This is a genomic window from candidate division KSB1 bacterium (genome assembly GCA_034506395.1).
Lineage (GTDB): Bacteria > Zhuqueibacterota > Zhuqueibacteria > Thermofontimicrobiales > Thermofontimicrobiaceae > Thermofontimicrobium.
In genome coordinates, this window is sequence record JAPDPQ010000007.1 from 14,575 (window position 1) to 30,986 (window position 16,412).

The window sequence follows — 16,412 nt, forward strand, 5'->3', positions numbered from 1 at the left end:
ATGAATTAGACTCTTTGGTTTGCTATTCGTTTTCTAACGATTTTCTCTGTCTCAGCCAATGCCAGTTCAAACCTATCCAGGTCTTTGGCACCGGCCAATGCCATGTGCGGCCGACCACCACCGCTGCCGCCAGCGATCGAGGCCACTTCCTTCACGATATCGCCAGCTTTTAAATTGTGCTGTCGGATCAAATCATCGGTCACCACGCAAAGGAAATTGATCTTGCTATCGAGAATCATCCCAAGCAGTCCGACTCCGCTCTTCAATCGCTCTCTCAAAACGTCGCCGACCTGTTTCAATTGATCGATAGAATCGAACTGGACGGATTTCACCACTAAAGCGATATGATCGAGGTAACGCGCTTGCTTAATCCAGTCATCAATCATTGAATAAGATGTCTGAATCCGCAGTTGTTGTAGCTGTTTTTCGAGCGATCTGTTTTGATCAAGCAGTTCTCGAACGCGATCGGTCAATTCTGCCGCTGGTGCATTTAATTGTTCAGCAAGCGCTTCAATGATGCTTCGATCCTCTAATGATCGACGATAAGCCTCCTCCCCGGTAATCGCCTCAATGCGTCGGATTCCGGCTGCCACGCTGGATTCGGAAACGATGCGAAACATCCCAATTTGACCAGTCGCTGTCACATGCGTTCCACCACACAACTCCATACTGAAGTCGTCGATTTTGATGACCCGCACCCGCTCACCATATTTTTCGCCGAACAGTGCCATCGCGCCCATATTCCGCGCCTCATCAAATGAGGTATAAAATATCTGCAATGGGATGTTTTCCCAGATTTTTTCATTGACGATTCGTTCAATTTTTTTCAACTGCTCTGGCGCAATGCGCTCAAAATGGGTCAGGTCAAATCGCAACCGAAATGGTGTGACCAATGATCCAGCCTGCTGGACGTGCTTGCCCAATACTTGGCGCAGGGCAGCCTGCAGCAGGTGAGTGGCCGTATGATTGCGCGCAGTGCTCATGCGCTGATCGCGTTTCACCCGCGCTTTTCCAGTCGCAACTGGCACAGGATCTGGCAAAAATCCACGGGCAATATGGACAATTCGATCGGCATAACGAATGGTGTCTGTGACGTTCAGGACAAAATCATCAAATGCGATCTCGCCCTGGTCGCCGACCTGTCCACCAGCCTCGCCGTAAAATGGGGTTTGATCCAGAATCAAATAACAAAAATCTTCTTTTCGTTTCAGCAATCGAATCGTCACATCAGCCTCGAGCTGCTCGTAACCCAAAAACTTGGAATCTGGGCCGCTGGAAATCTTTTCCCATTCATCGAAATTGATATCGATGTCATAATCGAATTTATCTGCCGCGCGGGAACGTTCTCGTTGCCGTTCCATTTCCTGCTGGAAACCAGCTTCATCCACGGTCAAATTTTTCTCCTCAGCCATCAATCGCGTCAAATCGAGCGGGAAACCGTAAGTATCGTACAACCGAAACGCTTCGCTGCCAGGGATTTGGGTGCGACCATCGGCAGCTAACTCGGCCGCCAATTTTTCGAACAATTCGATCCCTCGATCCAATGTCACATTGAATCGTTCCTCTTCAGATTTGATCACCGAGGCGATATATTGATGCTTCTCTTTGATCTCAGGAAATGCTTCGCCCATGACATCCACGACAGTCGGTACCAATTTATAGATCATCGGTTCGTGCAGGTCCAATTTTCTTGCGAACCGAGCGGCGCGACGCAAAATGCGGCGCAATACATAGCCTCTTCCCTCGTTCGATGGCAGAGCCCCATCAGCAATTGCGAAGGTCAATGCGCGCACATGATCCGCGATGACGCGATGCGCCACGCCGTCATTATTTTTCATATACCCCTGTCCCGAAAGCTCTGCGATGTGATTGATGAGGGGGCGAAATAGATCTGTATCATAGTTTGATCCCACCCCCTGGAGCACAGCGACGATCCGCTCAAAACCCATTCCAGTATCCACATGTTTGGCTGGCAGCTCTTTTAACGATCCATCCTCCTCGCGATTATATTGGATAAAAACCAGGTTCCACAATTCAATAAAGCGGGCACAGCCACCATTCACGCGGCACTGATGTCCTGGCACATGTTTTTTATCGCATCGCTCTGGACCCAAATCAATGTGGATTTCAGAACAAGGACCGCAAGGTCCGACCTCTCCCATCTCCCAGAAATTATCTTTCTCATCGAACCGCAGCACCTGATCCTTTCGAATATCAGTTACCTTTTTCCACAACTGCTCTGCTTCATCATCCTCACGAAATACCGTTGCCCAGAGCTTGTCTTTCGGCAGCTTCCAGACCTCGGTCAACAGTTCCCAGGCCCAGGCAATGGCTTCTTTTTTATAATAATCGCCGAACGACCAGTTGCCCAGCATCTCAAAAAATGTATGGTGATAGGTATCCTTGCCGACTTCTTCCAGATCATTGTGCTTACCGCTAACGCGGATGCATTTCTGGGTATTTGCAGCTCGCTTATAATCGCGTTGTTCTAAGCCCAAAAATATATTCTTAAATTGATTCATGCCCGCATTGGTAAACAGCAATGTGGGATCATCGTACGGCACGACCGGCGAACTACGGACGAACTTGTGATCGTAATGTTCGAAAAATTTGATAAAGGATTCTCGGATTTGGTTCGATGTCATCATCACACCCCTTGTTCAAAGCCCAATAAATAATATTTTTAAATCATGGTTTTGTATAAATCATCAAAAAAGTTTGCCATGCTTAATTTTTCAAATGAATATTAATTTGCAAATTTCTCATCGACCAGAGCTTCTTTTAAAAATATGCTCATGTCATCGATTACTTTTAGCGGACTCCTTTCAAAATCAACAATCAACAAGCAAACTCGCTCATATTTCCAGGGCACATCAGTGGGACCTGTCCGATTGGCAATGGCAGAAAAACTTAAAATATATTTTTCGAGATTATACTTTTCCGAAAATTCAACCTCTCTCTGGTCGGCCGCTTTTGAATCATAGCCAATTTTAGGAAGCAAATATAAATACCCTAACACCATGTAAGGAAATCTATTGTGCAAATTCAATGCTTCGGCAAAAATTCTCTCAAATAGGGTATCATAATTTTTGTCTATTGAGCTCAATTGACTTCTAACATTGACTGCCATTACAGGCCCAACTGACACATTATTTCCATTCTGCGGTGGATGAACCATAATATCTTGTTGCTTGGTTTTGGGAAATCCATAGACTTTTTTATCAGTCACAATCCAGCTTGCTTCCACTCGTTTTTTCAGCTCTTCAATCACAAATTCATGCAGTAGATTAATCAGACTTTTTGATCGGATCAGACTGGTGTATTTCCCTTCACGGATTGCCTGCTCATAAACCAACTTCATCTGATTCAGCTTATTCATTAAAAGCTTTTCATCAAATGGCATCTTATTCCTCCGCCGTGGACTTACTTAAAATCGATTCGACAATGCTATCGATTTCTTTAATTTCATCTTTTAGTAACCTCCTTACCTCTGCTCTAATTCGATTTGTTTGGTTCAATTTGATTGCTTTTACCTTCTCCTGACATTTCATGCCATTTGCAGCCAGCTTAAGATGAGATTCATCATCACTACTAAATTTGGGAATGTTAAGCAAAAATGGTCTTCTATGAATGGCACGAGCACCAAATAAACCATTGGGCTGTAATGGCTTGATTAGTTTGCTTATTATGGCAGAATTTAATATGGCAGATAAATAGTTCGCCTCCTCCAGATTTTGGGTTGTAAAGAACCATGTTTTTACATCTAAAATGAGTCCCATCGGAATTAATTTTAGTTGATCTACCTCAAAGGATGGCAGGTTGGATCTATCAATCACACAAGCAACTAAATTGGTGCCAGTCGCATTATAGACCACATTGTATCTTGCATGGTTATTTTGAATCGTTAACAGTCCATTATAATTCAATCGATCAGTCAAGCTGGGAAATCGTTGCTCTGAATTTTTAGTCCTTTTTTCATTCCAGATGAGCTGGGCGTTACGAAACCACCTTGCTGATTGGTCATCTCCATCTTTCTCCAATTTGTCAATATCAATCAATTCATATCCCATAGAATTTTCTTTAATCGGCAAAATAACAGGCCGCAATCGACCAAATCCAAATGGGAAAATTTCCCAGGCTAATAATGTCGCATACAAATATTTCCTATTAATTACTCCCTTTAAAATCACACTCCAAGGATCTTTGACCATCTGCAAAATTTCATCAGACGTTTGTACCAAAATTTTATCGGAATCCGATGCCATGGAAATGAGATCGACAAAATATAATGATCTCGGAAATATGCTGGCCCCGACTTTGAACTTGTCATAATAATAGCTTGCTTTCACTGAGAAATTTGGTGGCGAGTAGTTACTAACTTTGACTACCAATCTCCTTTTTGCATTATTAATTTCATTTTCTGATTGGTTTAATTTCCCACTGTATTGATCTACAAGAACTGGATATCGGGTTTTATCCCCTTTTAATCCAATTAAAACGCAGGCGGGAACATTGAAAAGCGGATTCACTCCGTCCAGATCAATGATCTTTAGCAATTTTATCAGAGGCGTCTCGAATTTTCTGAAATTGACATGATGTTTTGTTCCTGCCAAGACGCTTCTCGGCATCACATAAGCAACAATTCCGCCGTTATCCAAATACAAATCGGCACTCTTGCAGAACAATAGCGTTGCCAATTCCATTTGCGTAAACAAATGGACATCCTGCCGTTCCAGCAAGCCGTATTTTAAAATTTCTCGTTTTAAAAATTGCTGATATCCTTTGCTTTTCAAAGACCTCATCACCACCCAGGGAGGGTTCCCAATCAAAATATCATATTTGTTCAATTTTGCGGAATCCTCAAACAGGTCGGGTGATTTGAGGCTATCCTTGACATAAATCGGAATCTCAATTTCATCTTCGGCATCTATTAGATCATCGATCGCCGAAATATAATTTGCCCTGGCAATAAAGCCCGCAATTGGATTCACATCAAATCCTTGAATACTGCTAACAATTTCTGTCAAAGAACACTTTTCATTTTTAAAAATTTTGATCGCTTGTAAGATGAAACTGCCCGAGCCACAAGCTGGATCTAAAATTTTTGGTAACCTTCCGTCATTTTGCTTTTCCCAGATAGCAAAAGCCTCATTCAAAATTAATTCCACCAACCACTCTGGCGTATAATATTCACCAGCCTTGTGTCGTTGTTGTCGCTGGACGATTTCTTGATAGAGATTGCTGAACAGGTCCTCATTGATTTGTGAAAAATCATAATCCAGCAAATCACTCGATAATTCCTGAAAAAGATTAAAAACAGCTCTGTTAATTTTGGGAATTAGCAGCCAGCCCGAAAAATCTTCACTGAAATTCTTAATTCCTCTATTCTGAAAAAATCGACCATTGAGAATTTCTGTTATCTCAGCCTCTGAGGGCTCAACATAACGATGTTTCGTATACAAAAAACACTTTGCCAAAATAATCAAGTAAACATGATCAATGAATAATGAAACATCAGGTCGATAACCATAAACATTTTCAAAAATTCTTGTCCAATTATCAAAATTAGATTCAGCAATGGGATCGAATTGAACTTTTGTAAATAAATTACCCAATTGCAGCTTAGCCTGCCGATAAAAATCACTCCTGCATCCAAATCGCTCGTTGAAAGCCTGAGCAGAAATTGGAATTTTATTTCTAATGAAACAATTCACTTGCTTTAATGCTAAGCTGCCCTTGGACATATTATCAAACTTTCCGCTTCTAAAAATAATTTCACTCTGTTTTGTTGAGCCCCATCTCGCCTTTACCTTAATTGTCCATTTGCGTTATTACCCTTTCGAATAAAACTTATTCCAATTCCTCCCACCGCTCCATCACTTCCGAAACCGTCTCCCAATCAAACCCGCGTCGGAGCAAAAAATCACTCACTCGTTTTTTAGCCTTGATCGGTTCCAGGCTTTTATAGCGCTTTTTTCGCTGGGCTGCCAACTCCATTGCCACAATTGACTGGTCTTTGTCTTGGTATATTTGCTCAATTGTTTTTTCGATCAATGGTTCTTCCAACCCTTTGTTCTTTAATTCATGGCGCAAATAATGCTCCCCCACAGGACGGGTGAGCATCTGGGTCTGGGCATAACTCTGGGCAAAACGTTGATCATCGAGAAACTTCAGTCGCTTCAATTCAATGATCACCCAGTCGATGATGTCTGCATCATATCCAATCCGTTGCAGCTTGGTTCTGACCTCCTTTTCGCTTCGATCGCGATAGGATAAAAACCGCAAAGCTCGATCTTTGGCCCGCTTTTTTTCCTCGTTGAACAAAATATTTTGGATCTGCTCTTCGGTTAATTGATCCCCCTTTTTTAACCCGAATTGCAATACCACTTCCTGATCCAAACCAAAAGCATATTCATCATCCAAAAAGATCGAACAGCGGTTCTTCCGCTTCTGCTGAGCAGTTATCTGCGTTATCGTTTTAGACATCGATCTGCTATTTTCTTACCAATCCCTCTATGGAGTAGATTTAGGTGAAAAAGATAATTCTAACACTCAGGTCAGGGACGTAGCCCGTCAGCAAGGCACATTGCTGAAATTATTTTATGATTTTAAATATGGTAATTTTGGTAGCTTCTCGTAGAACCAATCTCAGGCATTATCCCATGCTCATATATTTGAACGCTCCGAATTCAATCGAGCGGCCATTATTTGCTACTCGCGGCTTTTTTTTCCTCTTCTGGCGCCTTTTCTTGAAGGATCCCCAGCGCTTTTCTCACCTTGGTTTCGATCTCTTTATAGAGATCAGGATTTTCAATGAGGAACCGCTTAACGTTTTCACGGCCTTGTCCCAGTCGCTCTTCGCCATAAGAGAACCACGTGCCGCTCTTTTCGATGATCCCGTGGTTCACCGCCACGTCGATAATATCACCTTCTTTTGAAATACCAGTGCCATACATGATATCGAATTCTGCTTCGCGAAACGGAGGGGCCATTTTATTCTTGACAATTTTCACTTTGGTTCGATTTCCAACGATCTCTTCCCCTTCCTTGATCGAGGCAGTTTTTCGGATATCAATTCTCACCGAGGCATAAAATTTAAGGGCTCGTCCACCCGTCGTTGTTTCTGGGCTGCCGAACATCACACCGATCTTCTCGCGGATTTGATTGATAAAAATTACGCAAGTATTGGATTTCGAGATTGCTCCAGATAGTTTCCGCATGGCCTGAGACATCAAACGCGCTTGAAGCCCCATCTGTGCATCGCCCATCTCGCCCTCGATCTCGGCACGCGGCACCAACGCGGCCACCGAATCGATCACGATGACATCAATGGCACCACTGCGCACCAACGTTTCGGTAATCTCCAATGCCTGCTCGCCAGTATCCGGCTGGGAAATGAGCAAATTATCAATATCAACTCCGAGATTCTTCGAGTAATTGGCATCCAGTGCATGTTCTGCATCGATGAATGCAGCCAATCCTCCGGCTTTTTGCGCTTCGGCTATAATATGCAACGCCAGCGTCGTCTTGCCTGAAGACTCTGGCCCAAATATCTCTATGATCCTCCCGCGCGGCACTCCGCCAATTCCCAAGGCCGCATCCAGCGAAATCGATCCTGTCGGAATAATCTTCACCCGCTCCTGCAACCGATTATCTCCAAGGCGCATGATCGAGCCTTTGCCGTATTGACGATCAATCTGAGATATCGCTAATTCCAGTGCTTTCAATTTTTCACTGGTCTCATTGGACATTTTTTCCTCCCAATTCATGAATGATAGAAATGCACATCTTCAAAATATCATGTTGTTAAAAGCATTCTTCGACCGATTGGTCGTACTCTTTCAAACGAAAATGATTGCAAAATTAACTGTTCTGAAAATCCGCTAATCGGAAAATCGATGGTTCACTTTGAAATTGCACTATTAGATCGGAAGTTATCAGCAAAAAGATGTTGAGCAGAACTTAACATCAGATCTTTTACTGAACCTTTCTCATGGGCATTTTTCATGAATCATCAAAACTTTTTACCTGGCATTTTAATCAAACAAAATTGCTTCAATGCTGGAAGACCTTGTCCTTTCATTTTGGCATTCGATCTTGAAACCCTATCTCCTTATGGGCAATTTGGATTCGAAGGGGATAATGCTGACCAGCCCTTTCGTCAAAAGAACCTCGCTATCGTTGGCCCAGCGTGATGACCTTCAACGGGGTATAAATAGAGCCGGATGGATGGAGCTCGCTTCGCATGAAGACAAACTTTTCAACCCCGAAATTGCCAGCATGAAAATTATTATGCGCATTCAATCGCTCCATGACTGGATCAATCCCCCGCGGATCTTTTACTCTTCCTAACGTTAGATGTCCAGAGAAAGGCCGATTTTCCTTTTGAAAGCCAAACCGAGCCGTTTCCGCATCGATCCGCGCGGCCAATAATTTCAATTGATCATCGGGTTGGCTCGAAGCGCCTACCCATATGACACGCGGATGCTTCGCGTTTGGAAAGGCGCCGACACCAGCGACATCCACACGAAACGGCGCAATCGTCTCAACTGACCGCTGCAGTTGCGACGCAATTTGGTCAATTAAAGTGGTTTCGGTGTCTCCCAAAAATTTCAATGTTAAATGGATATTTTCTGCCTTAACCCAACTTACCCGGCCGCCCAACGGCTTGAGTTCATTCTGCAATTCAGCAAGTTTAGATCGAATGCCATCTGGAATTTCGATGGCGATGAAGGTACGAATTTTATTCATTGATCTGCCATTTTCTCAGCTTTGAAGCAATCCAATTATTTTTGAGCCCTGGCGCTTTACTTGGAGCTTTTTTTGTCCAAAAAGCTCACAAAAATCCTCGCGCTGCTATTTATTTGGCAGCCTGAAGCAGCAAACGAGCAAGCTCGAAAATGCTACCACTTCAAAAGCACAACAGCTTTAGGATTTCATTGAAGTAAAATATACAATAATCAATACAATTAATCAAGATATTTTTTGGGAGGTCAGATATTGATAGAGCAGCCTCAAGCTTGCGGCTGAGATGCGTTGAACATTCATGGCGGGGTGGAAATTAAATACAAACCGATGCGAGATCAATTGGTTTTCGTCGCATAACGAGATAAAGGTCGTTACATCGAGATTGTCGTCGTGTAAAATCGCAATGGCCAAATCTGAACCGAAGCGCTGGCGAACTTGTTTGGTTAATAATCGGGACGTCTCCAGCGTAATTCTGCTCGATCTGTCGCTCAGATCAGTGACACCTGCAAATCGAACGAAACCCTCGGCAGAGGAAAAGGTTACTCCGGCAATCAAAAATCGCTCGGATTCTGGTAAAGCGGCCAGAATGTCTGTGAGATAACCGTGCGTTCCCCATTCTGCGATGGCGATTGTCTTATTGCCTTGGATCAAGAGCCGAGCGACCACTTGTTCCAGCGTATCGTCGTCATAGCCCCAGATGTAGTCGTGAAATTTCTGATCAAAGATCTGTCGAACCTGGTCAATCCGTTGCTGTATCGCGCTTTCATCGCTCCCCCGGGCAATCAAACGGATATTGACACCTCCGTAACTTGGCAAAAACGCGATACGTACCAATCTCTCTAACTCAGAAATATCTCCCAATTGTTCGAAAATAGTGGATTCGGCAATACCAGTGGTATGAATCACGAGCTTTTTAATTTTATATGCTCTTTTCCCCCTTAGAAAGGGGATGACGAATGATTCCATCATAGCCATCATCTCGGCGGGGACGCCAGGCATGACAAAGAAATATTTTTCGTTTTTTTGAAACATTAGACCAGGCGCTGTGCCAGCAGTGTTCTCAATGATCACCGCATTGTCGGGCACCATCGCCTGCTGTTCGTTGATCTTCGCCATTCGAACGCGCCGGCGGCGAAATCGCGCTCGGATAGCTTGTAATATCGATTCGTTAAGAATCAATTTTGAATGAAAGTAATCAGCAACCACTTTTTTCGTAATATCATCGTGGGTCGGACCCAATCCGCCAGTCGCAATGATGATGTCCACGCGACTTTCCGCCTGCCTAAGCGCCTCTCGGATATGAGCTTCATTATCTCCAACTACAGTGACCCATTCGATTTCATGGCCAATGTCTGTGAGTTTTTCAGCGATGTAAGCGGCATTGGTGTTAACAATTTGCCCGATCAGCAATTCATCCCCAATAGATATGATCTCAATTTTCATTATCACACCTGTTAAAAGATCCAGCGGCCAAATTGGATCATAAGGTTCGCATAAATTCCGGCGATGATATCATCCATCATAATTCCCCAGCCTCCAGGGAGGCGCTCGCTCTGCTGGGCTGGAAATGGTTTCACAATATCAAATATGCGAAATAAGACAAAGGCGAAAATCAAAAGCTTCGTCGTCTTCGGGATGGCGATCAAGGCGATCAGCATCCCAACAACCTCATCGATGACGATGATCCCGGGATCACGGCCAAGCGTTGGCCCTAATCGACTGACCACTTCTTGTTCAACAACTGAAGCAGAATAAACCCCAGCCACCATCAACACTGCAATAGTCAAGATAAAAAGTATGGGGCTTGGCGTAGGCAAAATCCCAAACAGAATCAATGCCAAGAGCGCGCCCATGGTTCCTTGAGCGATCGGAAAATAGCCAACTCCAGCTCCAGTGGCGACAAATCTTATCAATACTTTCATGAAATGTTCTTTCGCATCTTTAGTAATTGCCCGATAACGATTCTGATAAGCTGGCCTTCTGAGCAATTCCTATTGAATCCTCTGAAATGCCAAGCGTTCTACCGAAATATTCAAAGATATGAATAGACCGATTGATAATAGGTTCACTCACAAACTCCATGGGGATCAATGCCTAATTTTGTTGCTAAGCCATAATAAGGTTGCTCGCTAAGTTCGTTTCCTCGCCAATACTCTCCATCGACCAACAATTTGAGATAATCCATCTATCCGCACCGAAAACATGCTCCGCGGTGACAGGCTGTTAATTGAATTTATTCTTTATCTGCTTTTTTCAGGCTTTTGGAATTTACATTTAAGAATCCCATAGTAATGCCTGCGGATCTAGGCAGTTTCTGACTTGAGAATTGAATGATCAAAAAATTTGGTTTTCACGATTTGTAGATTTCTGCCATACAATTATTATGCATAAGCGCATATCAGATTGAAGAAAGCGAACTATTTAAATAGGGAACATTACGAATGAAGCCTATGGAGTTCCATCTAATTCTAAGAGTAATTCGAAGGGATGACGGCATGGTAGCAAGCTTTGATGATGGATATTAAATGAGCACGATTTTCTATTAAATATCGAAGCCCAGTATAAACGGTCAGAAAGACGACGACCCATAACAATAGGTCGATGATTTTTAATTTCTGGACAGCCGTCAAAATGCGAAATGTCTGGCCATTATAAATCGAGTAATGATCCAGCAGATACACTACATAAATGACGAACACCGAAACCATCTGGAGAAAAGTTTTGGCTCGCGCGAGGCCGCTGGTCACCACTGGTCGCGTGGTAAATAAAGCGTAAGAGCGAAGGCCAGTAATTAAAAAATCGCGCACCACTATTACCACCACGATCCACAATTTCACATATCCCTGGTAATAGAATGCAATGAAAGCAGAGGAAACGAGAATCTTATCGGCCAACGGGTCAAAAAACTTACCGAACTGACTGACCTTACCCAATTTTTTCGCGAAGTAGCCATCGTACCAATCGGTGAGGCTGGCGATGATGAATACCAGAAACGATAGCAACTTCAAGGTCAAACTATTATGAAAAAACAACAGCAAAAAGACTGGGGTCAAAATCACTCGCAGCAAAGTTAATTGCGTTGGCAAATTCATAGCGATTTACCCATCTCTCGGTTTGCAGTTCGAATGCTTGCTCTACAATTGTGCCATCGGCGATCGGGCCGATTCTCATCTCCCTCGGTATCTGTGAGATCTTAATGCATGAGATCCAACCTGAGGTTGGCTTGGTTCACATTATCTCTAAAAAGTACCAGAACGAAAACTCACCTTTTAGCCATTTCAACTGGAGGGAGAAATTTATAAGTTTAACAATTTAGTAAGCAGATCCCTTACCTCGTTCAAAATGACATCGTTAATTCAAATTTCATGGCGTTCGTTCGGGCACTAAATCGCATGAACAACGCTATTTGGACTTAACATCCTGAGAGAAAGGAGGCCACTTTTTATTGTTTTATTCGATGATGGACCTCACTCTCATCGCCCCCTCAATGAAAAGAAATACCTTCCAGAGGCTTAAGTGCATCTGGAAGGTATGACTCGATCAAATTAAGCAGATTCGCCGCACAGTGCTAATAATTCGTTCCAGCGTCGATCAACTTCCTGCTGAGCTTGTTCCAACAAATGTTTGTTCTCCTCTTGATGCAAATGTCGAAACCGACCTTGATGTTTAGTCCATTCCGAGATTGGCAATTTCTCTTTCGGCTTATAAGTTAATTTGCGTTTGCCGTTCTCAAATTCATAAAGCGGCCAAAAGCAAGTTTCCACCGCCAGACGCGCCATCTCCAGCCCCATATCACTGGGGAATCGCCAGCCAGGCGGGCACGGAGCGAGGACATTAATAAACGCTGGCCCTTCAATGCTCAATGCCTTTTCGACTTTTCGATTTAAATCCCGCCAATGGCTGGGAGAAGCCTGCGCGGCATATGCCACATCGTGGGCAATGATGATTTCGGTCAGCTTTTTGGGGTACTGCTTCTTGCCCTTATGGACCTTGCCAACAGGTGCGGTTTTGGTATCAGCAGCAAACGGCGTTGCACTGGAGCGCTGAATGCCGGTGTTCATATAGGCTTCGTTGTCATAACATACATAGAGCATATTATGTCCCCGCTCCATTGCCCCAGAAAGCGATTGGAGGCCGATATCGTACGTGCCTCCATCGCCGCCAAAGGCGATGAACTTGATATCTTTAGTCACCTTGCCTTTTCGCTTCAAAACCTGATAAGCGGCCTCGACCCCGCTTATTGTAGCGGCTGAATTTTCAAATGCGTTATGGATAAATGGGATATTCCAAGCTGTATAAGGAAAAATGGTAGTTACCACCTCCATACACCCAGTCGCACAGCCAGCAACCACATATCCAGGAGCCGACCGGAGCACCTGATGGAAGGCGAGGGCTGGAATGCAACCAGCGCAAGCGCGATGCCCAGGAGACAGCTTCGGCTCCCGAGCCGCTAACTCTTTCAGACTTGCCATATATTTAAACCTCCAGGAATCTTTTCTTGATAAGATGTCATTTGTTTTCTGAATTCGATCTTAATGACTGGATTGGTAAAACAAATTTTGTCTATGCCATCATATCGAACAATTATTGTTTCGCCGAATCCTTAACCAATTATTGAATCACCCAGTTGATCAAGCGGAAGTGGAATTCCAATTGCTTCTGATAGGCTTAATCCCTCAATCCGAGGAATCTTAGCTCTTCACCGATGCGTCCAGATTTGACGATATTTTTCAAGTCATCAAATGCGGATTTGATCTGGGCTTTGTCAATATCTCGGCCACCAAGGCCATAGATATAATTAATCACGGGGAGGTTCACGCCATTCCCATACAATGTCGCACGGACATCTGTATAGACAGGGCCTCCGAAGGTCCCGAACGACACTGCGCGATCCAGCACTGCCACAGCTTTCAGCTTTTTCAGCGCCGCACGAATCGCATCATACGGGAAAGGACGATAGACGCGGATTTTAATTAGACCGACCTTTTCGCCAGCATCTCGAAGGTCGTCCACGACATCTTTAGCAGTACCGACTGACGATCCCATTAAAATAATCGCGCGTTCCGCATCATCGAGACGATATTCCTCAATCAGCCCATAGCGCCGGCCCGAGAGCTTGGCGAATTCACCGGCCACTTGCTCGATCACTGGAAATACCTGCGTCATTGCATGGATCTGCTGTCGCTTATGTTCAAAATAATAGTCTTGCAAATCCAACGGACCAACGGTGATCGGATGATCAACATCCAACAGGGCATGTTCTGGGTGATAATCCCCCACGAATTTTTTCACCACGTCATCATCCAATAATTCAACCCGCTCAAGCGTATGACTGAGGATAAAACCATCCAGAGTGATCATGGTCGGCAATAAAATATTTTTATGCTCTGAGATTTTCACTGCCATCAATGCATTATCATACGCCTCCTGGCAATTCTCAGAAAAAATCTGAATCCACCCAGAATCGCGACAGCCCATGGTATCGCTATGGTCACAATGAATATTAATCGGACCACTCAAGGCGCGATTGATCACTGGCATAACAATCGGCAGCCGAAGCGAGGCAGCAATATAAACGATTTCCCACATCAGAGCAAGACCGTTGGCACTGGTAGCTGTCATGGCTCTGGCACCTGCCGCAGCCGCACCTACGGTCGCACTCATGGCGCTATGCTCAGATTCAGTCAACACCAATTCAGTATCCACCAGACCATCGGCATGGAACTCTGCAAATTGATGCATCAATTCAGTCTGGGGCGTAATGGGATAAGCCGCAACCACATCAGGATTGATCTGCCGCATGGCATGCGCCACCGCTTCATTTCCTGATAAGCCCATTATAGTTGGCATAATTTATATTCCTCCATAAAATCATATTCAAAACCAGCAACGTCTCTTCATCTTTCGTAGCAATTAAAACCAGTTATTACTGGTGGGGGCATCTAACTAACAATATCAGAACTCGGCCTGCATTTCAATGGCATGAGCCTTTTCAGGGCAGACCTTTGCGCATAGCCCACAACCTTTGCAATAATCATAATCGATGCCAGTTACTTTTCCATCCATCACCATAATGCAAGGCTCAGGACAAGCGTTCCAGCAAGCCAGACATTGAATGCAACGCTCCTCGAACCAGATCGGCTTGAACGAACGCCATGAGCCAGTCTTATAGCGCCTCGAAGCCCCAGGTTCTAATATCAATCCACCGATCGGTATTTCTTTCCAAGATTTTTCACTCATATCTCCTTAACCTCCTCATAAGCACGTTTTACCGCCCGAATATTTTTGTCGATCACCTGCTGACTGAACTTATGCATGAACTTTTTCGTCAACCCTTTCACCAAAGTATCCATTTGCATCAACCCAGTAGCCTTCATTAAAGCGCCCAGCATGACGGTGTTTGGAATGGGGCGGCCAAGCTCCTCTTGAGCAATCTGATTGGCATTCAATAGAAAAATCTTTCGATCTGAAGCTTTTAGCTTCTTCTTTATTTCCTCTTTTGTCATCGTAGTATTGAAAATCAGAATACTATTGGGCTTCGTCCCTTCAGTGACATCGATTGTATCTAATAGCGTCTGATCCAATACGATTACAACATCAGGATTCTGAATTGCACTATGAATTCGAATCGGTTCGTCAGAGATTCTTGTGAAACCACGAACTGGTGCGCCGGTGCGCTCTGGACCGTACTCGGGAAATGCCTGCCCATATTTCCCCTCGGCAATAGCTGCTTCAGCCAGCAGCAACGCCGCGGTCTTAGCGCCTTGACCACCACGTCCGTGCCATCTTACTTCGATTAAATTTGCCACTTCATGTTCCTCCAATATGTTTCATGCTATCATTTCACAACTGCTATCATCATTTCTGATTAATCCAATCGATCTCCAATTCGATTGGGTAAGCATACGAGCAAAATGCTTGTCAAGAAACTTACGCGCTGGAACCATTAAGTTTCCCAATGAAACAAAATTTAAGATAGCGCCCTTTCAGTTATTACCGTGTCCTTCCCTATACCACCTAAAACGTTCAGCTATTGACACTCAATAGCTGATTCTCCCCTCCAATGCGCGCATCAGCGTGATCTCATCCGCGTATTCCAGATCTGTTCCTACGGGAATCCCTCGGGCGATGCGAGTGATCTTTATCCCCAGCGGTTTAATTAACTTGGAAAGGTAAAGAGCGGTTGCCTCGCCCTCAACATTAGGATTATTGGCCAATATCACCTCTTTCACATCACCAGTCAATCGCGCTAGCAGCTCTTTGATTTTCAAATCATCTGGCCCAATTCCGTCCAGTGGTGAAAGCGCTCCTCCCAACACATGATATAGCCCACGATATTCCCCAGTCTTTTCCAATGCAATCACATCATTGGCTTCCTCTACCACGCAGATCGTGGTCCGATCGCGCCGCTCATCAGTGCAAATAGCGCAAGGGTTGGTTTCTGTAATAGTGAAGCATACGGAGCAATAAGAAGCTTTGTCTTTGACCTCCACCAAAGACTTTGCCAGCGCAATAACCTCTTCGCGGGGGATTTTTAATAAATAAAATACCAATCGCTGAGCCGATTTTTTCCCAATCCCTGGGAGCTTGGATAGCTCATCCACGGCTCGCTGCATGGAAGTTGAAAGATACCCAGTTGACATGAACTTGTTGGAAAAAACTTA

14 protein-coding genes are annotated in these 16,412 nt (G+C 44.2%); all 14 read right to left on the reverse strand.

Features of this window, described 5'->3' with window-relative positions; translation table 11 throughout:
- Window positions 1-5 precede the first annotated feature (5 nt).
- Entirely contained in the window at window positions 6-2,645 is a 2,640-nt protein-coding gene (gene alaS, locus ONB37_06240) for an alanine--tRNA ligase (protein ID MDZ7399750.1), read from the reverse strand.
- 101 nt (window positions 2,646-2,746) lie between these two features.
- On the reverse strand, window positions 2,747-3,271 hold the full coding sequence (locus ONB37_06245; protein ID MDZ7399751.1) for a hypothetical protein: 525 nt from the start codon (window positions 3,269-3,271) through the stop codon (window positions 2,747-2,749).
- A 133-nt stretch (window positions 3,272-3,404) separates the two neighbouring features.
- The gene (locus ONB37_06250) at window positions 3,405-5,744 is read right to left on the reverse strand and encodes an N-6 DNA methylase (GenBank protein MDZ7399752.1); all 2,340 of its coding nucleotides are present in this window, start codon (window positions 5,742-5,744) and stop codon (window positions 3,405-3,407) included.
- A gap of 106 nt (window positions 5,745-5,850) precedes the next feature.
- Window positions 5,851-6,486 carry a RecX family transcriptional regulator gene (locus tag ONB37_06255; GenBank protein ID MDZ7399753.1) on the reverse strand — a complete coding sequence of 212 codons (636 nt, stop codon included), beginning with the start codon at window positions 6,484-6,486 and terminating at the stop codon, window positions 5,851-5,853.
- 218 nt (window positions 6,487-6,704) lie between these two features.
- Window positions 6,705-7,751, reverse strand: coding sequence for a recombinase RecA (recA, locus tag ONB37_06260; protein MDZ7399754.1), 1,047 nt, complete (start codon window positions 7,749-7,751; stop codon window positions 6,705-6,707).
- 424 nt (window positions 7,752-8,175) lie between these two features.
- On the reverse strand, window positions 8,176-8,751 hold the full coding sequence (gene thpR, locus ONB37_06265) for an RNA 2',3'-cyclic phosphodiesterase (GenBank protein MDZ7399755.1): 576 nt from the start codon (window positions 8,749-8,751) through the stop codon (window positions 8,176-8,178).
- A 222-nt stretch (window positions 8,752-8,973) separates the two neighbouring features.
- Window positions 8,974-10,191, reverse strand: a complete 1,218-nt coding sequence (locus ONB37_06270; GenBank protein MDZ7399756.1) for a CinA family nicotinamide mononucleotide deamidase-related protein — start codon at window positions 10,189-10,191, stop codon at window positions 8,974-8,976.
- A gap of 11 nt (window positions 10,192-10,202) precedes the next feature.
- Entirely contained in the window at window positions 10,203-10,670 is a 468-nt protein-coding gene (locus ONB37_06275; GenBank protein MDZ7399757.1) for a phosphatidylglycerophosphatase A, read from the reverse strand.
- Between the two features lie 546 nt (window positions 10,671-11,216).
- The gene (gene pgsA, locus ONB37_06280; GenBank protein ID MDZ7399758.1) at window positions 11,217-11,840 is read right to left on the reverse strand and encodes a CDP-diacylglycerol--glycerol-3-phosphate 3-phosphatidyltransferase; all 624 of its coding nucleotides are present in this window, start codon (window positions 11,838-11,840) and stop codon (window positions 11,217-11,219) included.
- 453 nt (window positions 11,841-12,293) lie between these two features.
- On the reverse strand, window positions 12,294-13,220 hold the full coding sequence (locus ONB37_06285; protein MDZ7399759.1) for a thiamine pyrophosphate-dependent enzyme: 927 nt from the start codon (window positions 13,218-13,220) through the stop codon (window positions 12,294-12,296).
- 196 nt (window positions 13,221-13,416) lie between these two features.
- Window positions 13,417-14,598, reverse strand: a complete 1,182-nt coding sequence (gene porA, locus ONB37_06290) for a pyruvate ferredoxin oxidoreductase (GenBank protein ID MDZ7399760.1) — start codon at window positions 14,596-14,598, stop codon at window positions 13,417-13,419.
- Window positions 14,599-14,703: 105 nt separating this feature from the next.
- Window positions 14,704-14,988, reverse strand: a complete 285-nt coding sequence (locus tag ONB37_06295) for a 4Fe-4S binding protein (GenBank protein ID MDZ7399761.1) — start codon at window positions 14,986-14,988, stop codon at window positions 14,704-14,706.
- Complete coding sequence (locus ONB37_06300) at window positions 14,985-15,557, reverse strand: 2-oxoacid:acceptor oxidoreductase family protein (protein ID MDZ7399762.1); 573 nt, start codon at window positions 15,555-15,557, stop codon at window positions 14,985-14,987. Before ONB37_06300 ends, ONB37_06295 begins: the two co-directional genes overlap by 4 nt.
- A gap of 231 nt (window positions 15,558-15,788) precedes the next feature.
- Complete coding sequence (gene recR / locus ONB37_06305) at window positions 15,789-16,364, reverse strand: recombination mediator RecR (protein ID MDZ7399763.1); 576 nt, start codon at window positions 16,362-16,364, stop codon at window positions 15,789-15,791.
- Between the last annotated feature and the right edge of the window lie 48 nt (window positions 16,365-16,412).

Excerpts from the sequence above, each read along its gene's own strand:
- alaS (MDZ7399750.1), bottom strand. The coding sequence starts at position 2,645 with ATGACATCGAACCAAATCCGAGAATCCTTTATCAAATTTTTCGAACAT.
- ONB37_06250 (MDZ7399752.1), bottom strand. The coding sequence starts at position 5,744 with ATGTCCAAGGGCAGCTTAGCATTAAAGCAAGTGAATTGTTTCATTAGA.
- ONB37_06255 (MDZ7399753.1), bottom strand. The coding sequence starts at position 6,486 with ATGTCTAAAACGATAACGCAGATAACTGCTCAGCAGAAGCGGAAGAAC.
- recA (MDZ7399754.1), bottom strand. The coding sequence starts at position 7,751 with ATGTCCAATGAGACCAGTGAAAAATTGAAAGCACTGGAATTAGCGATA.
- thpR (MDZ7399755.1), bottom strand. The coding sequence starts at position 8,751 with ATGAATAAAATTCGTACCTTCATCGCCATCGAAATTCCAGATGGCATT.
- ONB37_06270 (MDZ7399756.1), bottom strand. The coding sequence starts at position 10,191 with ATGAAAATTGAGATCATATCTATTGGGGATGAATTGCTGATCGGGCAA.
- ONB37_06275 (MDZ7399757.1), bottom strand. The coding sequence starts at position 10,670 with ATGAAAGTATTGATAAGATTTGTCGCCACTGGAGCTGGAGTTGGCTAT.
- pgsA (MDZ7399758.1), bottom strand. The coding sequence starts at position 11,840 with ATGAATTTGCCAACGCAATTAACTTTGCTGCGAGTGATTTTGACCCCA.
- ONB37_06285 (MDZ7399759.1), bottom strand. The coding sequence starts at position 13,220 with ATGGCAAGTCTGAAAGAGTTAGCGGCTCGGGAGCCGAAGCTGTCTCCT.
- porA (MDZ7399760.1), bottom strand. The coding sequence starts at position 14,598 with ATGCCAACTATAATGGGCTTATCAGGAAATGAAGCGGTGGCGCATGCC.
- ONB37_06295 (MDZ7399761.1), bottom strand. The coding sequence starts at position 14,988 with ATGAGTGAAAAATCTTGGAAAGAAATACCGATCGGTGGATTGATATTA.
- recR (MDZ7399763.1), bottom strand. The coding sequence starts at position 16,364 with ATGCAGCGAGCCGTGGATGAGCTATCCAAGCTCCCAGGGATTGGGAAA.